Origin of the sequence: Streptomyces sp. NPDC059861 (genome assembly GCF_042731435.1) — a bacterium.
GTDB lineage: Bacteria > Actinomycetota > Actinomycetes > Streptomycetales > Streptomycetaceae > Streptomyces.
Window position 1 is genome coordinate 112,191 of record NZ_JBHWJQ010000004.1, and the last position, 20,966, is coordinate 133,156.

General features: G+C 73.1%; 16 protein-coding genes. 4 read left to right on the forward strand and 12 right to left on the reverse strand.

The window, feature by feature from the left end; translation table 11 throughout:
- Window positions 1–144: 144 nt before the first annotated feature.
- The 7 genes from ACFV6X_RS05080 to ACFV6X_RS05110 form a co-directional block, all read right to left on the reverse strand.
- A complete protein-coding gene (locus tag ACFV6X_RS05080; RefSeq protein ID WP_385377813.1) occupies window positions 145–744 on the reverse strand; it encodes a CGNR zinc finger domain-containing protein in 600 nt (199 codons plus the stop codon).
- Between the two features lie 69 nt (window positions 745–813).
- The gene (locus tag ACFV6X_RS05085) at window positions 814–1,710 is read right to left on the reverse strand and encodes a universal stress protein (RefSeq protein WP_385377816.1); all 897 of its coding nucleotides are present in this window, start codon (window positions 1,708–1,710) and stop codon (window positions 814–816) included.
- 154 nt (window positions 1,711–1,864) lie between these two features.
- Complete coding sequence (locus ACFV6X_RS05090) at window positions 1,865–2,107, reverse strand: DUF397 domain-containing protein (RefSeq protein ID WP_365457125.1); 243 nt, start codon at window positions 2,105–2,107, stop codon at window positions 1,865–1,867.
- An 82-nt stretch (window positions 2,108–2,189) separates the two neighbouring features.
- Window positions 2,190–3,356 (reverse strand): thiolase domain-containing protein, encoded by a 1,167-nt coding sequence (locus ACFV6X_RS05095; RefSeq protein ID WP_385377819.1) that lies wholly within the window; start codon window positions 3,354–3,356, stop codon window positions 2,190–2,192.
- Window positions 3,353–4,402, reverse strand: coding sequence for a thiolase domain-containing protein (locus ACFV6X_RS05100; protein ID WP_385377822.1), 1,050 nt, complete (start codon window positions 4,400–4,402; stop codon window positions 3,353–3,355). The genes ACFV6X_RS05095 and ACFV6X_RS05100 overlap by 4 nt, the downstream gene beginning before the upstream one ends.
- Window positions 4,399–5,349: a Zn-ribbon domain-containing OB-fold protein gene (locus tag ACFV6X_RS05105; RefSeq protein ID WP_385377825.1), complete on the reverse strand. Its 951-nt coding sequence runs from the start codon at window positions 5,347–5,349 to the stop codon at window positions 4,399–4,401. Before ACFV6X_RS05105 ends, ACFV6X_RS05100 begins: the two co-directional genes overlap by 4 nt.
- Window positions 5,350–5,367: 18 nt before the next feature.
- Entirely contained in the window at window positions 5,368–6,168 is an 801-nt protein-coding gene (locus ACFV6X_RS05110; protein WP_385377827.1) for a crotonase/enoyl-CoA hydratase family protein, read from the reverse strand.
- Between the two features lie 185 nt (window positions 6,169–6,353).
- Here ACFV6X_RS05110 and ACFV6X_RS05115 point away from each other — a divergent pair, with 185 nt between their 5' ends.
- Window positions 6,354–7,958, forward strand: a complete 1,605-nt coding sequence (locus ACFV6X_RS05115; protein ID WP_385377830.1) for an acyl-CoA synthetase — start codon at window positions 6,354–6,356, stop codon at window positions 7,956–7,958.
- Here the strand turns inward: ACFV6X_RS05115 and ACFV6X_RS05120 are convergent.
- Window positions 7,955–8,797 carry an alpha/beta fold hydrolase gene (locus ACFV6X_RS05120; protein ID WP_385377833.1) on the reverse strand — a complete coding sequence of 281 codons (843 nt, stop codon included), beginning with the start codon at window positions 8,795–8,797 and terminating at the stop codon, window positions 7,955–7,957. The two genes, ACFV6X_RS05115 and ACFV6X_RS05120, sit on opposite strands and share 4 nt — an antisense overlap.
- A 170-nt stretch (window positions 8,798–8,967) precedes the next feature.
- On the opposite strand from ACFV6X_RS05120, the gene paaK reads away from it, so the two are divergent.
- On the forward strand, window positions 8,968–10,263 hold the full coding sequence (gene paaK, locus ACFV6X_RS05125; protein ID WP_385377835.1) for a phenylacetate--CoA ligase PaaK: 1,296 nt from the start codon (window positions 8,968–8,970) through the stop codon (window positions 10,261–10,263).
- On the opposite strand, the gene ACFV6X_RS05130 is transcribed toward paaK, so the two are convergent.
- Window positions 10,232–11,764, reverse strand: coding sequence for an acyl-CoA synthetase (locus ACFV6X_RS05130; protein WP_385377838.1), 1,533 nt, complete (start codon window positions 11,762–11,764; stop codon window positions 10,232–10,234). The genes paaK and ACFV6X_RS05130 overlap by 32 nt on opposite strands.
- A gap of 110 nt (window positions 11,765–11,874) precedes the next feature.
- Here ACFV6X_RS05130 and ACFV6X_RS05135 point away from each other — a divergent pair, with 110 nt between their 5' ends.
- Window positions 11,875–14,283, forward strand: coding sequence for a penicillin acylase family protein (locus ACFV6X_RS05135; protein WP_385377841.1), 2,409 nt, complete (start codon window positions 11,875–11,877; stop codon window positions 14,281–14,283).
- Between the two features lie 205 nt (window positions 14,284–14,488).
- Here ACFV6X_RS05135 and ACFV6X_RS05140 read toward each other — a convergent pair whose 3' ends face one another.
- A complete protein-coding gene (locus ACFV6X_RS05140; RefSeq protein WP_385377844.1) occupies window positions 14,489–16,036 on the reverse strand; it encodes an acyl-CoA synthetase in 1,548 nt (515 codons plus the stop codon).
- Complete coding sequence (locus tag ACFV6X_RS05145) at window positions 16,033–17,145, reverse strand: NAD(P)H-dependent flavin oxidoreductase (protein ID WP_385377847.1); 1,113 nt, start codon at window positions 17,143–17,145, stop codon at window positions 16,033–16,035. Before ACFV6X_RS05145 ends, ACFV6X_RS05140 begins: the two co-directional genes overlap by 4 nt.
- A gap of 182 nt (window positions 17,146–17,327) precedes the next feature.
- Between ACFV6X_RS05145 and ACFV6X_RS05150 the strand changes: the two genes are divergently transcribed.
- A complete protein-coding gene (locus ACFV6X_RS05150) occupies window positions 17,328–19,106 on the forward strand; it encodes a serine hydrolase (RefSeq protein ID WP_385377849.1) in 1,779 nt (592 codons plus the stop codon).
- A gap of 261 nt (window positions 19,107–19,367) precedes the next feature.
- Here the strand turns inward: ACFV6X_RS05150 and ACFV6X_RS05155 are convergent, their stop codons facing one another.
- Window positions 19,368–20,945, reverse strand: a complete 1,578-nt coding sequence (locus tag ACFV6X_RS05155) for a phytoene desaturase family protein (protein WP_385377852.1) — start codon at window positions 20,943–20,945, stop codon at window positions 19,368–19,370.
- Between the last annotated feature and the right edge of the window lie 21 nt (window positions 20,946–20,966).

Genomic DNA, 20,966 nt, shown 5'->3' on the forward strand with positions numbered 1-20,966 from the left:
TCCGTTCCGGGGGCGACGGACGGCTCGGCAGCGCCCTGATGGGAACGCGGGGCCGCATCGACATGCGGCTCTGCCGCGTGGCGCGAGCAGCCAAGACGTTCCGCGGACGTCCGACGGCGCGACGTGCCGCCTCCCGCGGAGCGCCTAGGCGGGCTTCTTGTGCCGTTCGTGGTGGCGGGCGACGCGGGCGCGGTTGCCGCAGGACGGTTTGCACCACTCCTGACGCGGATGTTCCTTCAGGAAGTAGCGCACACAGCGCGGCGCCTGGCAGGCGCGCAGCCGCTGTCGGTCGGGGCTCGCGAGGAAGGCGACCGCTGCCTGCGCGAGCAGGGCGGTCAGCTCGATCTCGCCGTGCGCGGGGTGGTGGCGCACGACGGGTTCGGCGTCCTCGGGCCAGAGCAGGACCGGGACGGTGGGGGTGCGGGCGGCCGCGGCGTTGAGTCGGGCCAGGGCCTCGGCGGCGGGCAGCAGACGGGCCGCGTCGGCGGGGCTCGGCGCGGCGGGGCGTACGGCGCGGGCGAACAGGGCGCGGACGGCGGCGCGCAGCTCGCGGACGGCGGTCAGTGTCCCGGTGTCGGCGGTGTAGGCGCCGGCGTCCGGTACGGCGTCGGGGTGGGCGCGCACCCAGGCGGTGAGCCCTTCGGTGCCGGTCAGGTCGTCGGCGACGCCGCCGTGCCCGTCGTGCCGGACGGTCAGGGCGAGGTCGAGCGCGAGCCGGGCGGCCCTGCTGGTCTGGTCCCGCATGGCGCTAATGATACGGGCGCCGGTGCCCATTAGCCTGCCGTGCGGCTGTTCCTCCAGCCCACGGTGCGGCTACTCCTCCGGGGGCGCGGGCGGCACCACCGCGACGGGGCTCGCCGCGTGCAGCAGCACGGCGTGGGTGACCGAGCCCATCATGCGGGCGGGGGCGAGCAGGCGGCGGCGGTGGCGGCCCACGACGACCAGGTCGGCGCCCTGCGAGTGCGCGACGAGCTGGGCGGCGGCGTCGCCGGGCGCCACGTACGGTTCCGTCCTGACGGCGGGGTGGTTCCGGCGGTGCGGGGCGAGGAAGCCCTCCGCGAGGGTGCGTGTCTCGCCCTCGACGGCGTCCTGGTCGATGCCGGTCGGCAGCAGCTCGCCCGCCGCGCCCGCCCAGAGCTGAAGCGGCCACGGGTAGGCGGCGACCACCTGGAGGCGGGCGGCGCGCCGGGCGGCCTCCTCGAAGGCGAAGGTGAGTGTGGCGTCGTCCGGGCCGTCGACGTTGAGGCCGACGACCACCCGGGGGCCGGGCTCCCGCGGCGGCGCGTCGTCGACCTCGCGGCCGGGTCGGGGCACGACGACGACCGGGCAGGCGGCGTCCCGGGCCGCGGCGAGGCCGTTGGACCCGAGCAGCAGACTCGCGAAGCCACCGCGGCCCCGCGAGCCGAGGACCAACAGCTGGGCGTCGGCGCCCAGTTCGGGGAGGACGGCGGACGGGGTGCCCTCGGGCCCTACGTACTCCACGTCCGGCGCGCCGGCGACGTGGGCGCGGGCCCGGGCGAGCACCGGATCGTCCTCGGTCTCCGGGAGCCGGGCGACCTCGACGTCGGCGGGCATCCGGGCGGCGTACTGCCGCACATGCACCACCCGCAGCGGGGCGCCGCGTCCGCGGGCGGCGTCGAGAGCCCAGTCCAGGGCCCGCAGGCTGTCGTCCGAACCGTCGAACGCCGCGATGACCGGCAGGGTGCTCATGGGTTCCTCACCTCCGCAGTGGCGAACCCCCCGCTTCCCGGGGCCGGCCTCGCTCAGGCCCCGGCCCCGGGATGTTCTTCAGGCCCGCACGTCCGCAAAACCGGTCGGAACACGCCTCCCTCCGGGCCGGTCACCCGGCTCACGCCGGCGAAGGTCATGTCAGGTCGAACTCGCCCTCCCGGGCGCCCGACATGAACGCGCCCCACTCGGCGGGAGTGAAGATCAGGGAGGGGCTCTCCGGGCGGCCGCTGTTGCGCATGGCGATGAAACCCTCGACAAAGGCGATCTGGACATCCCCCCGGCCCCGGCTGCTGGACTGCCATTCGGCGTTGCTCAGATCCAGTTCCGGCTTGTCCCAGCCCTTGAGCGGCTGCTGCTGGATGGTGGTCTCGGCCACGTCCGTGCTCCTCCCGACTCGTCGTCCGCGGCCAGCCTAGCGATCGGTCCCCGGAGCCGACAGGCCACGTGAGGGGGACCTTTCAGGCGTCCGGCGGCCGCGCTCCCACCAGCCACATGGAGAAGAACTGCGAGCCGCCTCCGTAGGCGTGCCCGAGCACCTTGCGGGCGCCGTCGACCTGGTGGTCGCCCGCCAGCCCGCGCACCTGGAGGGCCGCCTCCGCGAAGCGGATCATTCCGGAGGCGCCGATGGGGTTGGTGGACAGCACGCCGCCGGACATGTTGACCGGCAGGTCACCGTCCAGTTCGGTCACCCCGGACTCGGTGAGCTTCCAGCCCTCGCCCTCGGCGGCGAAGCCGAGGTTCTCCAGCCACATGGGCTCGTACCAGGAGAACGGCACGTAGATCTCGGCGGCGTCGATGTCCCGGCGGGGGTCGGCGATCCCGGCCTGCCGGTAGACGTCGGCGGCGCAGTCCTGGCCTGCCCGTGGCGAGACGAAGTCCTTTCCGGCGAAGAGGGTGGGCTCACTGCGCATCGCGCCGCCGAGCATCCAGGCGGGCGGGCGGGGCGCGCGGGCGGCTCCGGACCGGCCGGTGAGGATCATGGCGCAGGCGCCGTCGGAGGACGGGCAGGTCTCCGAGTAGCGGATCGGGTCCCAGAGCATCGGCGAGGCCTGGACCTTCTCCAGGGTGACGTCGCTCTCGTGGAGATGGGCGTACGGATTCCTCAGGGCGTTGCGCCGGTCCTTGTACGCCACGAGCGAGCCGATCGTGTCGGGCGCGCCGCTGCGCCGCATGTACGCGCGCACGTGCGGGGCGAAGAAGCCGCCCGCTCCGGCCAGCAGCGGCTGCTGGAACGGGATGGGCAGGGACAGGCCCCACATGGCGTTGGACTCGGACTGTTTCTCGAAGGCGAGGGTGAGGACGGTGGTGTGGACGCGGGCGGCGACGAGCTGGGCCGCGACCAGGGCGGTGGAGCCGCCGACCGACCCGGCGGTGTGCACGCGCAGCATCGGTTTGCCGACCGCGCCCAGCGCGTCCGCGAGGTAGAGCTCCGGCATCATCACGCCCTCGAAGAAGTCGGGCGCCTTGCCGATGACCACGGCGTCGATGTCGGCCCAGGTCAACTCGGCGTCGTCGAGGGCCGCTCGGGCCGCCTCCCGGACGAGCCCGGCGAGGGAGACGTCCCGGCGTGCCGCCACGTGCTTGGTCTGGCCGACGCCTACGACGGCCACGGGCTCCTTGCTCATCGGGGATCCCCTTCGAGTACGGCGACCAGGTTCTGCTGGAGGCAGGGGCCGGACGTGGCGTGGGCGAGGGCCCGGTCGGAGCCGCCCCGGTGGATGCGGCCGGCCGCCTCGCCGACGCGGATCAGGCCGGCGGCCATGATCGGGTGGGCGGCGAGCGCGCCGCCGGACGGGTTGACCGCCACGGCGTCGCCGAGCCGCAGCGCCTTGCGCAGGACGATCTCCTGCGCGGTGAAGGGCGCGTGCAGTTCGGCGGTGTCGACGGGCCGCTCGAAGGCGCCGGCGCGCTCGGCGGCCAGGCGGGTGGACGGCGAGTCGGTGAGGTCCCGGACGCCGAGGCCGTGCGCCTCGATCCGGTGGTCGATGCCGCGGATCCAGGCGGGGCGCGCGCACAGCTCGCGGGCGCGCTCCCCGGCGGCGAGGATCACGGCGGCGGCGCCGTCGCCGATGGGCGGGCAGTCGCCGGTGCGCAGCGGCCGGACGACGTAGTCGCCGTGCGGCACCGGCCCCCGCAGCTGGGCATGGGGGTTGTCCTCGGCCGCCGCGCGGCTGCGGGCGGCCACGGCGGCGAGGGCGGGCTCGTCGGTCTCGCCGGCATCCATCAGCGCCTGGGCCTGGAGGGCGGCGAGGGCGACGGAGTCGGGCCAGAGGGGGGCGACGTAGTACGGGTCGAGCTGGCGGGTGAGGACGTCCCGCACCGATCCCGGCGAGGACTTGCCGTACGCGTAGACGAGGGCGGTGTCCGCCTCGCCGGTGAGCAGCTTGGTCCAGGCCTCGTACAGCGCCCAGGCGCCGTCCATCTCGACGTGCGACTCGGAGATCGGCGGCCAGGCGCCCACGCCGTCGAGGGCGAGGGTGAAGGAGAAGGCGCGGCCGGCGAGGTAGTCGCTGGAGCCGGAGCAGGTGAAGCCGATGTCGGCGGTCTTCAGGCCGGTGCGGTCCAGCACCTGGTGCAGGACCGGCATGAGCATCTCGACCTCGGAGAGCTCGTCGCTGGTGCGCCGGTGGACGGTCTGCGCGAAGGCGACCACGGCGATCTCTCGGGTCACAACAGCTCCTTGTAGGTGTCGTAGTCCGCGTCCGGCTCGCCGGTCGGCCGGTAGTGGTCGGGGTAGCGGGCGCCCTCCGTCCACACGGGTTCGACCCGCAGGCCCATCCGGACCTGGTCGTACGGGATGCCGCCGATGCGTGCGTGCAGGGCGAGGTCGGCGCCGTCGAGGGCGATGTGGGCGTAGACGTAGGGGACTTCGATGTCCAGATTCGCCGTGTGCGTGGCCTTGATGTTGACGATGCAGAAGGTGGTGACCGTGCCGCGGGGGCCGACCTCGACCTGTTCGGCGGTGCCGACGCCGCAGGTGGGGCAGGCGCCTCGGGGCGGCACGTACACCTTGCGGCAGGACGGGCAGCGTTCGCCGACGGTCCGCCGGTCGGAGAGCGCCTTGATGTAGGCGGCCTGGGCGCGCCCCGGGCTGTAGCTGTAGTCGAGCCGGGCGTGGGCGACGATGCCGGTGACGGGGTCCTGGAACACGCCGGTGTGGCCGCCCGGCCGTTCGCCCTCGCCGTCGTACGGCTCGAAGCAGGCGATGTCGGTGATGGCACCGGTGCGTTCGTCCGCCCAGCGGACGCGGACCCGCATGCCGGTGCGGACCGCGTCGGGGCCGGTCGCGTCGAGGGCGTGGAGCAGGGCGGTGTCGGCGCCGTCGAGGCGGACCAGGGCCCAGGCGAAGGGGGTGCCGAGGGGCTGGCCCCGGCGGGGGGCGGGGTTCCAGGCCCAGGTGGTGACCGTGCCGGTGGGGGCGACTTCGACGAGGTCGCGCAGTTCGTCGGCCGTGACGGGGTCGTACTCGACCGGTGGGACGAGGGTGCGGCCGTCGTGGGTGCGCACGCCGAGGACGACGCGTTCGCGCAGGCCGGTCAGGAAGGCGCTCTGGACGGGGCCGAGGGAACGGGTGAAGGGGAACTCGACGACCAGGGGGGCTTTGAGGACTTCGGGCATGCCGGGGCTCCTTCGAAGTCAGGCGCGCTTGTAGTCGGGCGGGCGTTTCTCCGCGAAGGCGCGGGCGCCCTCCTTGGCATCGGCGGTGTCGAAAATTGGCCAGCCGCGCCGGAGTTCGGCGGCCAGGCCGTCGGTCTCGGTCATGTCGGCGCTCTCGTACACCGACGCCTTGACGGCCTCGACGGCGAGGGGGCCGCAGGCGTTGATCTGCTCGGCTGTCTCCAACGCCCTTCCGAGTGCGGTGCCGTCGGGGACGACGTGGCCGACGAGGCCGATGTCCGCCGCCTCCCGGGCGCTGTACGGCCGTCCGGTGAGCAGCATCTCCAGGGCGTGGGTACGGGGGATCTGGCGTGGCAGCCGGACCGTGGAGCCGCCGATCGGGAAGAGCCCGCGCCGGACCTCGAACAGGCCGAAGGTCGCGGACTCGCCCGCCACGCGGATGTCGGTGCCCTGGAGGATCTCGGTGCCGCCGGCGACGCAGGGGCCCTCGACGGCGGCGATCACCGGCTTGCGGGGGCGGTGGTGGCGCAGCATGGCCTTCCAGTGCAGGTCGGGGTCGGCCTTGAGCCGGTCCCGGTACTGCTCGCCCGTCATTGCCTTGCCGGCCAGGGCCTTGAGGTCCATGCCCGCGCAGAAGGCGCCGCCGGCGCCGGTCAGCACGATCGAGCGGATCGCGTCGTCCTCGTCGGCCTCCGTCCAGCCATCGTGGAGGCCGACGAGCATCGGCAGCGAGAGCGCGTTCCTGGCCTCGGGCCGGTTGAGCGTCAGCACCAGCGTCGCGCCTTCGCGCTGCACGGTGAGGTGTTCGGTGCCACCCATGGTTGTCCTCCCCGTCCTGCCGCCTCGGGCACGTCCGCAGGAACGAGAACAGGTTGCAGCAGGCGCGCCGGGGCTTCAAGAGTTTTCTGACAGACAGTCAGATTCCTGTCGCGCGGACCCTTCACACTTGTGCCGCCCTTTGCTCTGATGACCGGCAACCGAGGGCAGCGAGGTCAGGAGGAGCGGTGGAGTACAACCTTGCCGACCTGTTCGAGTCGGTCGTGGACGTGGTGCCGGACCGCGAGGCACTGGTGTACCTCGACCACCCCGGCACGGGCGCGGAACGCCGGCTGACGTACGCCCAGCTGGACGCGGCCGCCAACCGGATCGGTCACCACCTGCTGGAGCGCGGCGTCCGCCCCGGCGAGCACCTCGGGCTGCATCTGTACAACGGCGTCGAGTACCTCCAGACCGTGCTCGGCTGCCTGAAGGCGCGGATCGTGCCGGTGAACGTCAACTACCGCTACGTCGAGGAGGAGCTGGTCTATCTCTACCGGGACGCCGACCTGGTGGCCCTGGTCTTCGACGGGGAGTTCACGGAACGGGTGGCGGCGGCGCTGCCCAGAGCGGAGAAGGTGCGCCATCTGGTGCGGGTCGGGGCGCAGGGCTCGCTCGGCGTGCCGTTCGCGCAGGCCGAGAGCGGCGGTTCGCCGGAGCGGGGTTTCACGGCGCGCTCGGGGGACGACCAGTTCATCATCTACACCGGCGGCACGACGGGGATGCCGAAGGGCGTGATGTGGCGTCAGAAGGATCTCTTCTTCTCGGGCCTCGGCGGCGGGGCGCCGACGGGGGAGCCGGTGAAGACGCCGCGGGAGCTGGCCGAGCGGGTCGCGGCCGGCGGATCGGGGCTCACGTTCTTCCCCACTCCCCCGCTGATGCACGGCACGTCCACGCTCACGGCGTTCATCGGCTTCAACTTCGGACAACGGGTGGTGCTGCACCGCAAGTTCACACCCGAGGAGGTGCTGCGGACCGTCGAGCGGGAGAAGGTCACCAGCGTGTCCCTGGTCGGTGACGCGATGCTTCGCCCACTGATCGACGCCCTCTCCGGCCCCCTCAAGGGCACGGACTGCTCCTCCCTGTTCAGCGTGTCGTCCTCCGGCGCGATCATGTCGGAGACGGTCCGGCAGCAGTTCCTGGCGCTCGTCCCGCACGTGATGCTGCTGAACAACTTCGGCTCCTCCGAGTCCGGCTTCAACGGCACGGCGACGGACGACTCCGGCCCCGAGCGGGGCTTCCGCATCCGTGTCAACTCCCGCACGCGGGTGGTCGATCCGGCGACGCGGGAGGCGGTGGCCGCCGGCGAGGTGGGCCGGGTCGCCCAGTGCGGCCATGTGCCGCTCGGCTACTACAACGACCCGGCGAAGACCGCCGAGACCTTCTTCGAGAAGGACGGCGAGCGGTGGGTGCTGCTCGGCGACATGGCCACCGTCGACGAGGAGGGCGTGGTCACCGTCCTCGGCCGGGGCTCGCAGTGCATCAACACGGGGGGCGAGAAGGTGTACCCGGAGGAGGTCGAGCAGGCCCTGAAGGCTCATCCGGACGTCTACGACGCCCTGGTGGCCGGGGTGCCGGACGCGAAGTGGGGCAACCACGTCGCGGCGGTCGTCCAGGTCCGCGAGGGCGCCCCGAAGCCCACCCTGGCGGACATCCAGACCCACTGCCGCGACCGCCTCGCCGGCTACAAGATCCCCCGGCAGCTGATCGTCACGGACGCCATCCGCCGCTCCCCCAGCGGCAAGGCGGACTACCGGTGGGCGCGGGAGGTGGCGGTGGCGGCGGACGGTTAGGAGCCGCTGGAGAAGAACTCCGCGGTGCGCCGGACGAACCACTTCGCGTCGTCCACCCACGGATAGTGCCCCGCGCCCGGCTGGACGGCCACCTCGGCGTTGGGGAAGACCCCGGCCGTACGGTGGGCGAGGGCGGGCCGCGGGCCGCCGTCGAGTTCGCCGGCGTACACGAGGACCGGGGCGCTCAGCGTGGCCAGGGCGGCGCGGGTCGCGGGTGGGTCGTAGGCACCCTCGGAGCCGTAGCGCTCCGCGGCCTCCTCGTTGCTCTCCTCCTCGTCCCGCGCTGCGTGCGCGGCGGCGGCCTCGTCCCAGCGCCCGTAGAAGAACGGGATGAACCTCGGGTCGAAGTCCCCGCCCTGCCGCAGCCACCTCTCGAACGCCGGGAAGGCGGCCGCGAACCACGGCTCGTCCTCGCGCAGCCGCGCGGCGGCCAGCCGGTCCTCGGTCGTCGCCGGCATGTCCAGCGCCCACGGCGTGGCGGTGATCAGCGCGAGCCGTGCCACCCGGTCGGGACGGCGGGCGGCGTACAGCATGGCGAGGCTGCCGCCCGCCGAGTGGCCGAGCAGGTCCATGCGCTCCAGGCCCAGGTGCACCCGCAGCGCCTCCACGTCGTCCACGAGACGGTCGCAGCGGTACGTCGCCGGGTCGGCCGGTCTCTGCGAGGCGCCGGTGCCGCGCAGGTCGAGCAGGACCAGTCGGCGGTGGGCGGCGAGACCGCCCAGGTCACCGAGGTACGCGGAGTGCCGCATGGGACCACCGGGCAGGACCACCAACGGGACGCCGTCACCGCGCAGATGGTAGGCGAGCCGGGTCCCGTCAGGGGCGAGGAAGGAGGGCATGGGGATCATCCTCGGCGCCCGGGGCGAGCCCGCGCAACAGACTTCCGGCCGCCGGAGAAAGTGCGGGACGGGGCCTTGCCTTCGGCCGCGGTGGGCTGGATTACTGATCCACGACACCACGACCGAATGATCGGTCGCCCGGATTGCTGCGGTTGGTAAGGAGAGGTCCCATGGCGGACACGACGGACCTGCTGGACGCGGGGGAACGGCTGGGCCCGGAGGAACTGCGGGCGGTGCAGCTGGAGCGGCTGCGGGCGCAGCTGCGGCACGCCTACGACAACGTCCCCCACTACCGGGAGTCCTTCGACAAGGCGGGCGTCCACCCGGACGACTGCCGCTCCCTCGCCGACCTGGCCCGCTTCCCCTTCACCACCAAGGCCGACCTGCGCGAGCACTACCCGTACGGGATGTTCGCCGTGCCCCGGGAGCGCATCAGCCGCATCCACGCGTCGAGCGGCACGACAGGCCGCCCGACGGTCGTCGGGTACACGGACGGCGACCTGTCGATGTGGGCCGACATGGTGGCGCGCTCGATGCGCGCGGCCGGCGCCCGCCCCGGCGACACGGTCCACGTGGCGTACGGGTACGGGCTGTTCACCGGCGGTCTCGGCGCGCACCACGGCGCCGAGCGGCTCGGCTGTACGGTGATTCCCGCGTCCGGCGGCATGACGGCCCGTCAGGTCCAGCTGATCCAGGATCTGAGGCCCGGTGTCATCATGGTGACGCCGTCCTACATGCTCACGCTGCTCGACGAGTTCGAGCGCCAGGGCGTCGACCCGAGGGGCACCTCGCTGCGGGTGGGGATCTTCGGGGCCGAGCCGTGGACGGAGGGGATGCGGCGGGAGATCGAGGAGCGGTTCGCGATCGACGCCGTGGACATATACGGGCTGTCCGAGGTGATCGGCCCGGGCGTCGCCCAGGAGTGCGTGGAGACCAAGGACGGTCTGCATGTGCACGAGGACCACTTCTATCCGGAGATCGTCGACCCGGTCACCGGCGAGGTGCTGCCCGACGGCGAGCGGGGCGAGCTGGTCTTCACCTCCCTCACCAAGGAGGCGATGCCCGTGATCCGCTACCGCACCCGGGACCTGACGCGGCTGCTTCAGGGCACCGCCCGTACCTTCCGCCGGATGGAGAAGATCACCGGCCGCAGCGACGACATGGTGATCCTGCGCGGCGTGAACCTCTTTCCCACCCAGATCGAGGAGATCGTGCTCCGCACCCCGGGCGTGGCCCCGCACTTCCAGCTGCGCCTCACCCGCGACGGCCGGCTCGACGCCCTCACCGTCCGCGCGGAGGCCCGCCCCGACGCGACCGCGGGCACGCGCGACGACGCGGCGCGCGCCATCACGGCGGCCGTGAAGGACGGCATCGGCGTGTCCGTGACGGTGGAGATCGTCGACCCGGAGTCCCTGGAGCGGTCCGTGGGGAAGATCAGGCGGATCGTGGATCTGCGTCCGAGCTGACCCGGCGGCCGCCGAACCGGTCCCGCAGCTCCCGTTTGAGGATCTTGCCGCTGGCGTTGCGCGGCAGCGCGTCCACGAGCACCACCCGCTTCGGCGCCTTGAACGCGGGCAGTTTCTCCCGCGCGTGGGCGATCAGTTCCTCCTGCGTCACCTCGCCGCGCGGGACGACGACGGCGGTGATCGCCTCGATCCACTTCTCGTCGGGCAGGCCGACGACGGCCACCTCGGCGACGGCTTCATGGGTGTAGAGGGCGTCCTCGACCTGCCGTGAGGCGACCAGGACGCCACCGGAGTTGATGACGTCCTTCACCCGGTCGACGATCGTGAAGTAGCCGTGCGCGTCCCGGACCGCGAGGTCGCCGGAGTGGAACCAGCCGTCCCGGAAGACCTCGGCGGTCTCCTCCGGCTTGCCCCAGTAGCCCTCGCACAACTGCGGGGAGCGGTAGACGATCTCGCCGGGTGTGCCGTCGGGGGCGTCCTCGCCGTCCTCGCCGACGACCCGGGCGTCCACGAAGAGCACCGGCCGGCCGCAGGAGTCCAGTCGGCCCTTGTGCTCGGCCGGTCCGAGGACCGTCGCCAGGGGGCCGATCTCGCTCTGGCCGAAGCAGTTGTAGAACGCCAGGTGGGGCAACCGCTCACGCAGCCGTTCCAGGACGGGCACCGGCATGATGGACGCCCCGTAGTACGCCTTGCACAGCCCGCTCAGGTCGCGGGTGGCGAAGTCGGCCCGGTTCGACAGGCCGATCCACACGGTGGGCGGCGCGAACAGGCTGTCCACGCGCCCGGCTTCGATCAGGTCGAAGAGGCGGTCGCCGTCCGGCGCGTCCAAAATGATGTTCGTCGCGCCGACCGCGAGGTAGGGCAGCAGGAAGACGTGCATCTGCGCCGAGTGGTAGAGCGGCAGCGCGTGCGCCGGCCGGTCGCCCGCGCCGAGGTCGAGGGCGGTGATCGCGCTGAGGTACTCGTGCACCAGCGCGCGGTGCGTCATCATCGCGCCCTTGGGCAGCGCCGTCGTGCCCGAGGTGTAGAGCAGCTGCGTCAGGTCCTCGGCACGCGCCTCCGGACCGTCGTAGGGCGTCGTGGACGGCAGCCGGGCGAGCAGGGAGTCACCGGCGTCCCGCAGCGGCAGCGTCCGTACGCCCTCGGGGAGCCGGCCGGTCAGGTCCGGGTCGGCGAGCACCAGTCCGCTGCCCGACTGCTCGACGATGTAGGCCAGGTCGTCGCCGGTCAGGTTCTGGTTGACCGGCACGTGTACGAGGCCGGCGCGGGCGCAGGCGAGGAAGCCGATGAGGTAGGCGTCGGAGTTGTGGCCGTAGGCGCCGACCCGGTCGCCGGGGGCGAGGCCCTCGCCGAGCAGGACGCCCGCCGCGCGGGAGACGGCGTCGTCCAGTTCCTCGTACGTCCAGCGGCGGTCGCGGTACTCCACCGCGACGCGCGCCGGGGTGCGGCGGGCGCTGCGACGCAGCACCCCGTCGACCGTGCTGCCGTGTCCGGGCGTCATGACAGATGATCCTCGGTCCGCGTCCGGAAGAGGTCAAGAGACGGGGCCGCGGCGGACATACCAGTTGGTACGCTCAACCGCTCCTTCCCTCAATGACGTTGGGAGGCACCATGCGCATCCGCCTGAGACGATTCACCCTCACGGCCGTCGCCCTGCTCACCGCCGCCACCGCGCTGCCCGCGGCGGCCTCGCCGGCGCAGGGCCGTCCGGAACAACGCCCTTCGCACGGCGGCCTGTCGGCCGTCATCCGCTACACCGAGTACGGCATTCCGCACATCCTCGCGGGCAGCTACGCGGACCTCGGCTTCGGCACCGGCTGGGCGCAGGCCGCCGACCAGGTGTGCACGCTCGCCGACGGCTTCGTGACCGTACGCGGCGAACGGGCTCGGTACTTCGGCGCCGACGCGCCGTCCGACCCGGCGCTCTCGTCGGCGGCCCGGAACCTCGCCGGCGACCTGTACTTCCGCGGGGTCCGCGAGGCGGGCACGGTGGAGCGGCTGCTCGCCACGCCGGAGCCGGCCGGGCCGAGCCGGGCCGCGAAGGACCTGATGCGGGGGTTCGCGGCCGGCTACAACGCCTGGCTGAAGCGGAACCGCATCACCGACCCGGCCTGCCGCAACGCCGCCTGGGTACGGCCGGTCACCACCCTGGACGTCGCCACCCGCGGCTACGCGCTGGCGGTGCTCGGCGGCCAGGGCCGGGGCGTGGACGGCATCACGGCCGCCCGGCCGCCGACGACGACCACCGAAGTGGCGCCGGACGCCGAGCGCACCGCGCGGGCCGCCCGCGAGCTGTTCGCCGCCGAGAGCGCGGACATGGGCTCCAACGCGGTCGCCTTCAGCGGCGCCACCACGGCCGACCGACGCGGGCTGCTGCTCGGCAATCCGCACTACCCGTGGCAGGGCGGCCGCCGCTTCTGGCAGTCGCAGCAGACGATCCCCGGCCACCTCGACGTCTCCGGCGGATCGCTGCTCGGCACGGCGACGATCTCCATAGGCCACAACGCGCACGTGGCGTGGAGCCACACCGTGGCCACCGGGGTGACCCTCAACCTGCACCAGCTGACCCTGGATCCGGTCTACCCGACGGTCTACGTCGTCGACGGCCGGCGCGAACGGATGACGCAACGTCACGTCACCGTGGCCGTCGAGGACGGGCCGCCGGTGACGCGGACGCAGTGGTGGACCCGCTACGGCCCGGTGGTCACCTCGCTCGGCGCCTCGGTGCCGCTGCCGTGGACGACTACGACGGCGTACGCGCTGAACGACCCCAACGCGGTCAATCTCCGCGCCTCCGACACCGCCCTCGGCTTCAGCCGGGCACGCGGCACGGACGACGTCCTCGCGGCCCTGCGGCGCACCCAGGGCCTGCCGTGGGTGAACACGATCGCCGCCGACTCCAGGGGCCACTCACTCTTCACCCAGTCCCAGGTCCTGCCGCGCGTCACGGACGAGCTGGCCGGGCGCTGCTCCACGCCGCTCGGCCAGGTCACCTACCCCTCGTCGGGACTCGCGGTGCTGGACGGCTCGCGCGGCGACTGCGCGCTCGGCCGGGACGCCGACGCCGTGCAGCCGGGGATCTTCGGCCCGGCGAGGATGCCGGTGCTGAAGGACGCGCCGTACGCCGAGAACTCCAACGACAGCGCCTGGCTGGCCAACGCCGAGCGGCCGCTGACGGGCTACGAGCGGGTCTTCGGGAACGTCGGCACCGCCCGCAGCATGCGCACCCGCGGCGCGCTGGAGGACGTGGCGGCGATGGCCGGGCGCGGCCGTCTGACCGTACGGGACCTCCAGGCGCAGCAGTTCGCCGACAGGGTGCCCGCCGGGGACCTCGCGGCGGCCGACGCGGCGAAGGCGTGTGCCGCGCTGCCGGGCGGCACGGCGGCCGGCAGTGACGGAAAGGCCGTCGACGTCTCCGAGGCGTGCCGGGTGCTGGCCGGCTGGGACCGCACCATGGACACCTCCAGCCGGGGCGCGCTCCTCTTCGACCGGTTCTGGCGGAAGCTGACGGCCACGGTCCCGGCGGCCCGGCTGTGGAAGGTGCCGTTCTCCGCCGCGGATCCGGTCCGCACCCCGCACACCCTGGACACCACGGCCCCCGGCTTCGCGACCGCCCTCGCGGACACCGCGGCCGAACTGCGGGCGGCGGGCATCACGCTGGACTCCCGGCTCGGTGAGCATCAGGTGGTCGTGCGGAAGGGACAGCGGATCGCGGTGCCCGGCGGTACCGAGTCGCTGGGCGTGTGGAACAAGGTCGAGCCGGTGTGGGACCCGGCGAGCGGCTACACGGAGGTGTCGACCGGCTCCAGCTACATCCAGGCCGTCGGCTGGGACGGGAGCCCCTGCCCGGTGGCCCGGACCCTGCTGTCGTACTCCCAGTCCTCGAACCCGCACTCGGCCCATCTGGCCGACCAGACGCGGCTGTTCTCCGGTGAGAAGTGGGTGACGTCCCGGTTCTGCGAGAAGGACATCCGGTCCTCCCCCGCGCTCCGGGTCGTGGTGGTGCGCGAGCGCCGCTGACGGAGCCGGTGGGGTGCCGCCCGGGCGGGCGGCACCCCCGGTTCAGCGGGCGCGGCCCGCCACCGGCCCGTACATGAGCCGTCGCAGCACCACTTCGGCGGGGCCGCGGCGGCCCACGCGTTCCAGGGTGTACGCGCCGGCCACGGTGACCAGACGTCCGCGCCGCGCGCACGGCCGGTGGGACCGGCCGGCGCGAGCAAGTGCGTCACATGGCCCGGGTCCGCCCCTCCCAGTAGGGCTCGCGCAGCCGCCGCTTGTACAGCTTGCCGTTGGGGTCGCGCGGCATCTCGGCGATGAAGTCGAGGCTCTGCGGGCGCTTGTACCCGGCGAGCCGGGCGACGCAGTGGTCGAGAAGGGCGGCGGCGAGGGCCGGTCCCGGTGCGTGCCCGGGGGCCGGTTCGACGACCGCCTTCACCTCCTCGCCCCAGTCGTCGTGCGGGATGCCGAAGGCGGCGGCGTCGGCGACGGCGGGGTGGGCGAGCAGGACGGACTCGATCTCCGCCGGGTAGATGTTGACGCCGCCGGAGATGATCAGGTCGATCTTGCGGTCCCGCAGGAACAGGTAGCCGTCCTCGTCGAGGCAGCCGAGGTCCCCGACGGTGAAGAAGTCGCCGATGCGGTTCTTCCGGGTCTTGTCGTCGTCCTTGTGGTAAGCGAAGCCGCCGGTGCTCATCTTCATGTAGACGGTGCCGAGTTCACCGGGCGGCAGCCGTTTGCCGTCGTCGTCGAAGACGGCGAGTTCGCTGATGGGCCAGGCCTTGCCGACGGTGCCGGGCTTCTTCAGCCAGTCCTCGGCGGTGGCGAAGGCGCCGCCGCCCTCGCTGGCCGCGTAGTACTCCTCGACGCAGCGCCCCCACCAGTCGATCATGGCGCGTTTGACGTGGTCCGGGCAGGGGGCGGCGCCGTGGATGGCGTGCCGCATGGAGGAGACGTCGTACGACTGCCTGATGTCCTGCGGGAGTGCCAGCAGCCGGTGGAACTGGGTGGGGACCATGTGGGTGTGTGTGCACCCGTGAGTGTCGATCAGGCGGAGCATCTCCTCGGGCGTCCACTTGTCCATGACGACCAGGCGGTGACCGATGTGCAGCGAGGCGCCGGCGAACTGGAGCACAGCCGTGTGGTACAGCGGCGAGCAGACCAGGTGGACGTTGCCGTCGTACGGCTTGATGCCGAAGATGCCGAGAAAGCCGCCGAGGTAGGACTCCTCGGGGGGCTTGCCGGGCAGGGGGCGGCGGATGCCGCGGGGTCGGCCGGTCGTGCCCGAGGTGTAGTTCATCACCCACCCGAGGGTGCGGCCCTCGGGCGGTGTCTCCGCTTGCCCGTCGAGGAGTTCGGCGTACGGCCGGAAGCCCTCCGGTGCGCCGACGGCGTACCGCCGGCCGGCCGGCAGGTTCGCCTCGTCGGCGGCCTGACGGGCGGCATCGGCGAACCGTTCGTGGGCGATGAGGACCTTGGCGCCGCAGTCGGCGACGATCCAGGCGATCTCGGGGCCGACCAGGTGGTGGTTGACGGGGACCAGATAGAACCCGGCCTGGGTGGCGGCCAGATACGCGGTGAGGAACTCGGGCCCGTTCGGCAGCACCACCGCGAAGGCGTCGCCGCGTTCCAGGCCGGCAGCGCGCAGGCCGTGCACCAGGCGGTTGGCGGCGGTGTGCAGGCGTCCGGCGGTCCACTGCTCGCCGTCGGGCGCCACGAGGACGACGCGCCCGGGGTCGGCGGTGGCCTGGGCCCAGAAACCGGTGGGGGGATTCACGACTGGCCGCTCCTTCCGGCGATGCGGTTGATGCGGTCGACGGCCCGCTCGAAGCCGCGGGTGAGGTCGTCGAAGACGGCCTGGACACTGCGCTCGCTCGTCATCCGGCCGACGATCTGGCCGACGGGCGTGCCGAGCAGGGGGTCGACCTCGTACTTCTGGATGCGGGAGACGGCCTCGGCGACGAGGAGGCCCTGGAGGGGCATGGGCAGGGTGCCCGGTCCGGCGGGGTCGTCCCAGGCGTCGGTCCACTCGGTGCGCAACTGGCGGGCGGGTTTGCCGGTCAGGGCGCGGGAGCGGACGGTGTCGCCGGAGCCGGCCGCGAGGAGTTTGCGGGTCAGGGCCGGGGAGTGGAGGTCGGCCTCGGTGGTGGTCAGCCAGATGGAGCCCGTCCACACGCCCTGCGCGCCGAGCGCCAGCGCGGCGGCCACCTGTCCACCGCTGCCGATGCCGCCGGCGGCGAGCACCGGCAGCGGGTCGACGGCTTCCACGACCTCGGGGGTGAGCACCATGGAGGCGATCTCGCCGGTGTGGCCGCCGGCCTCGTACCCCTGGGCCACGACGACGTCGATACCGGCGTCCCTGTGCTTGCGCGCGTGCCGGGCGCTGCCCGCGAGCGCGGCGACCAGGACGCCCCGGTCGTGGGCCCGGCGCACGACGTCGGGGGGCGGTGAGCCGAGGGCGTTGGCCAGCAGCCGGATCGGGTAGTCGAAGGCGACGTCGAGCTGGGTGCGGGCGACCTGCTCCATCCAGCCGGTGATGCGCCACCCGGGCACCTCGCCGTCGGGGAGTTCGGGTACGCCGTACTTGGCGAGGGTCTCCTCGACGAACCGCCGGTGCCCCTGCGGGATCATCGCCTCCACGTCGGCCTCGCTGACGCCCTCGACCTTGGTCGCGGGCATCACGACGTCCAGCCCGTAGGGCCGGCCCTCGGCGTGTGCCTCGATCCAGTCGAGGTCGCGCTCGAGGTCGCCGGGGGCGGTGTAGCGGACCGCGCCGAGCACCCCGAAACCGCCGGCCCGGCTGATGGCCGCGACGACGGCGGGGAACGGCGTGAAGCCGAAGAGGGCGTGCTCGATGCCCAGTTGGTTGCTCAGCTCCGTCTGCATGGGCGCAGGATGCCGCAGTCCTCCGGACGACGGAAGAGCTTTTCTGACACGGCGTCAGATAGGTGTTCGGTTCACCCGCTGAACGCACGCCCCATTGACACACCCCCGCAACTGACAGGAAAGTTTCACCCCGCACGGTGGTCCTCGAAAGATACTTTCAGCCGGGTACGGGAGGGTCCTCGATGGGCGAAGAGATGGCCGGTGGATTCAGCCGTCGTCAACTGGGTTTCCGGGCACTGGCCTTGGGCGGGGCGCTCGCTCTCACGCCCTTCCCGGCGGGACCGGCCGCGGCCGCCGCGCCCGCCGGCACCGGTCGTCCGACGTTGCGGCACGGCTCGCCCGAGCGCGCCGGGCTGCTCGGCTCGCATCTGCGCCGGCTCGTCAGCGACGCCGAGACCTTCCTCGGCCCCTCCCCCAAGCACCCGTGGTACGCGGGGGCCGTGCTGCTCGCCGGGCGGGGCGGGACGGTGGCGTTGCACGAGCCCATCGGGATGGCGGTGCGGTACGCGGCGTACGACGAGAAGACCGACACCGCGGTCGAGTTCCCGGCCGAGGAGCGGATTCCGATGGCCGGGGACACCGTCTTCGACCTGGCCTCGGTGTCCAAGCTGTTCACGTCGATCCTCGCCGTGCAGCAGATCGAGCGCGGCGCGCTGGAGTTGGAGGCGACGGTCGCCTCGTATCTGCCGGAGTTCGCGGGCGCGGGCAAGCAGGACGTCACCGTGCGGCACCTGCTGACGCACACCTCGGGCTTCCGGGCGTGGATTCCGCTGTACAGCGCGCCGACGTACGAGGAGAAGCTGCGGCTCATCTGGAACGAGGCGCCGCTCAACGCGCCCGGGACCAGGTATCTGTACTCGGACCTCAACCTGATCTCGCTTCAGCTGGTGCTGGAGAGGATCACGGGGCGCCGGCTGGACGCACTGCTCCGCGAGGAGATCACCGCTCCACTCGGGATGCACCGCACTCGCTTCAATCCGCCGGCCTCCTGGAGACCCCGGATCGCGGCGACCGAGGACGCCCGCAAGCCGTGGTCGGGGCTGGACCGGGGCCTGGTGTGGGGCGAGGTGCACGACGAGAACGCGTACAGCCTCGGCGGGGTCGCCGGGCACGCCGGGGTCTTCTCCTGCGCCTGGGACCTCGCCGTGCTCGGCCGAACCCTGCTCAACGGGGGCGTCTACGGGCGGGCGCGCATCCTGCGGCCGGAGTCGGTGGAGCTGATGTTCACCGACTTCAACACCGCCTTTCCCGGCGACGAGCACGGCCTCGGCTTCGAGCTCTACCAGCACTGGTACATGGGCGCGATGGCCACTCCGCGCACCGCCGGGCACACCGGCTTCACCGGCACCTGCCTCGTCCTCGACCCGACGACCGACTCGTTCCTGGTGGTGCTCGGCAACTCGGTCCACCCGGTCCGCAGTTGGCGCTCCGGTTCCGCGCCCCGGGTGGCCGCGGCGAACAATCTGGCGCGTGCCGTGCCCGTCCGTCCGGCGCGCGGCCGCACCGCCTGGTTCTCGGGGATGGCGAGCTCCACGACCGCGACGCTCACGCTGCCCGCGCTCGACACGTCCATGGGCGGGGCGCGGCTGCGCGGCGCCCTGTGGTGGGACACCGAACCGGCGGCCGACGGTCTGGTCCTGGAGTCCTCGACGGACGGCGGCACGGCCTGGCAGCCGGTCCCGTTCACCACCAACCGGCGTGGTGGGGAGCCCGAGGAGCACCCGGCCGGGCGGGTCACCGGCTGGTCGGGCCGCACCTGGCACCGGCTCACGGCGCCCCTCCCGGCCGCCCCGCGACTCACCCTGCGCTGGCGGTACACCACCGACCAGCTCTACGTCGGCCGCGGCGCCTATGTCGACGGCCTGCGCGTCGAGGCACCCGGCACCGTCCTCTTCGACGAAACCCGCCCCGCGGACGCGGCACGGATCACCCCGACCGGGTGGACGCCTTCGGCCGACTGAGGAGACGGGAGAAGGGGGTGCCCCTGCGCACCCAGGGCGGCGAGGTGCCCCTGCGCAGCCAGGGCGGCGTGGTGCCCGTCCCGCAGCCGTACGGGCACCACGCCGCCGGTCTCCCGCCGGGATACCGGGCGCCGTCGGTGGTCCGCCCGGCGCCTCCTCGGCCGGGCATGCGCCTTCGGTGCGGCCGGGCCGCTCGGCGGCGCGTCACCCTGCGTACGAGGATGGCCCGCCCCGCGACGGGCATCAAGCCGTTTCCCAAGGTCATCGGGGCGAGACGTCGCCGCCCTCCAGCACCGCCATCGCCGCGTTGTGCCCCGGCACCCCGCTCACCCCGCCGCCGCGCACGGCGCCCGCGCCGCACAGCAGCACGTTGGGGTGCCGGGTCTCCACTCCCCACCGGCCGGTGCCCTCCTGGGCGTACGGCCAGGACAGTTCGCGGTGGAAGATGTTGCCGCCGGGCAGCCGCAGGTCGCGTTCCAGGTCGAGCGGCGTCTTGGCCTCGATGCACGGCCGCCCGTCGGCGTCCGTGGCCAGGCAGTCGGCGAGGGGCTCGGCGAGGTGGGCGTCGAGCTGGGCGAGGGTCGGCTTCAGCAGGGCGTCGCGGGCGGCGTCGTTGTCCGCCGCGAACAACCGGGCCGGGGTGTGCAGACCGAACAGGGTGAGGGTCTGGTAGCCCTGTTCGACCAGCTCCGGGGCGAGGATCGACGGGTCGGTCAGGGAGTGGCAGTAGATCTCGGAGGGCGGGGCGCCGGGCAGCTCGCCGGCGGCGGCCTGGGCGTGGGCGGTGGCCAGCTGCTCGTACCCCTCGGCGATGTGGAAGGTGCCGGCGAACGCCTCGCGCGGGTCGACCGAGGTGTCGCGCAGTCTCGGCAGCCGCTTCAACAGCATGTTGACCTTGAGCTGGGCGCCCTCGGCGGGGGCGGGCGGGCTGTCACCGGTGAGGACGGCAAGCTCCTGCGGCGAGGCGCCCACGAGGACGTGCCGGGCGACGGCGACACCCTCGCCGTCGTGCGTGCGGTAGGCCACCTCGGCGGTGCGGCCGTCGGTGTCGATCCGCAGGACTTCGTGGCCGGTGGCGATGACGGCGCCCGCCTCCCGGGCGGCGGTGGTGAGCGCGCCTGTCAGGGCGCCCATGCCGCCGACGGGGACGTCCCAGTCGCCGGTGCCGCCGCCGATCACGTGGTAGAGGAAGCACCGGTTCTGGCGCAGCTCCGCGTCGTGCGCGTCGGCGAACGTCCCGATCAGCGCGTCCGTCAGGACCACTCCGCGTACCAGGTCGTCGGCGAACCGGTCCTCGACGGCGACACCGATCGGCTCCTCGAAGAGCATCCGCCAGGCGTCCTCGTCGTCGATGCGCCGGCGCAGCTCGTCCCGCGTGGGCAGCGGCTCCGTCAGCGTGGGGAAGACCCGCTGGGCGACGCGGCCGGTCATGCCGTAGAAGCGCTGCCAGGCTTCGTACTCGCGGTCCCCGCCCGTGAGTCGCGCGAAGGCTTCCCGGGTCCGCTCCTCGCCGCCTCCGACGAGCAGTCCCGTCGGCCGGCCGTCGCGTTCGACGGGGGTGTACGACGAGATGGTGCGGGTGCGCAGCCGGAAGTCCAGGCCGAGATCCCGCACGATCTTCTGCGGGAGCAGGCTGACCAGGTAGGAGTAGCGCGAGAGGCGGGCCTCGACGCCCGCGAAGGGTCGGGCGGAGACGGCGGCGCCGCCGGTGTGGTCCAGTCGTTCCAGCACCAGTACCGACCGTCCGGCGCGGGCCAGGTAGGCGGCGGCGACCAGGCCGTTGTGGCCGCCTCCGACGATGACGGCGTCGTACGCGCGGGATCCCTCGTGAGCAGGCATGGTTCTTCGTAACACGCGATG

What these genes read in the sequence shown, in the direction of transcription:
- ACFV6X_RS05080 (WP_385377813.1), bottom strand. Translation starts at nt 744, where the DNA reads ATGCGGGACCAGACCAGCAGGGCCGCCCGGCTCGCGCTCGACCTCGCC.
- ACFV6X_RS05085 (WP_385377816.1), bottom strand. Translation starts at nt 1,710, where the DNA reads ATGAGCACCCTGCCGGTCATCGCGGCGTTCGACGGTTCGGACGACAGC.
- ACFV6X_RS05095 (WP_385377819.1), bottom strand. Translation starts at nt 3,356, where the DNA reads ATGAGCAAGGAGCCCGTGGCCGTCGTAGGCGTCGGCCAGACCAAGCAC.
- ACFV6X_RS05105 (WP_385377825.1), bottom strand. Translation starts at nt 5,349, where the DNA reads ATGCCCGAAGTCCTCAAAGCCCCCCTGGTCGTCGAGTTCCCCTTCACC.
- ACFV6X_RS05110 (WP_385377827.1), bottom strand. Translation starts at nt 6,168, where the DNA reads ATGGGTGGCACCGAACACCTCACCGTGCAGCGCGAAGGCGCGACGCTG.
- ACFV6X_RS05120 (WP_385377833.1), bottom strand. Translation starts at nt 8,797, where the DNA reads ATGCCCTCCTTCCTCGCCCCTGACGGGACCCGGCTCGCCTACCATCTG.
- paaK (WP_385377835.1), top strand. Translation starts at nt 8,968, where the DNA reads ATGGCGGACACGACGGACCTGCTGGACGCGGGGGAACGGCTGGGCCCG.
- ACFV6X_RS05130 (WP_385377838.1), bottom strand. Translation starts at nt 11,764, where the DNA reads ATGACGCCCGGACACGGCAGCACGGTCGACGGGGTGCTGCGTCGCAGC.
- ACFV6X_RS05135 (WP_385377841.1), top strand. Translation starts at nt 11,875, where the DNA reads ATGCGCATCCGCCTGAGACGATTCACCCTCACGGCCGTCGCCCTGCTC.
- ACFV6X_RS05145 (WP_385377847.1), bottom strand. Translation starts at nt 17,145, where the DNA reads ATGCAGACGGAGCTGAGCAACCAACTGGGCATCGAGCACGCCCTCTTC.
- ACFV6X_RS05150 (WP_385377849.1), top strand. Translation starts at nt 17,328, where the DNA reads ATGGGCGAAGAGATGGCCGGTGGATTCAGCCGTCGTCAACTGGGTTTC.
- ACFV6X_RS05155 (WP_385377852.1), bottom strand. Translation starts at nt 20,945, where the DNA reads ATGCCTGCTCACGAGGGATCCCGCGCGTACGACGCCGTCATCGTCGGA.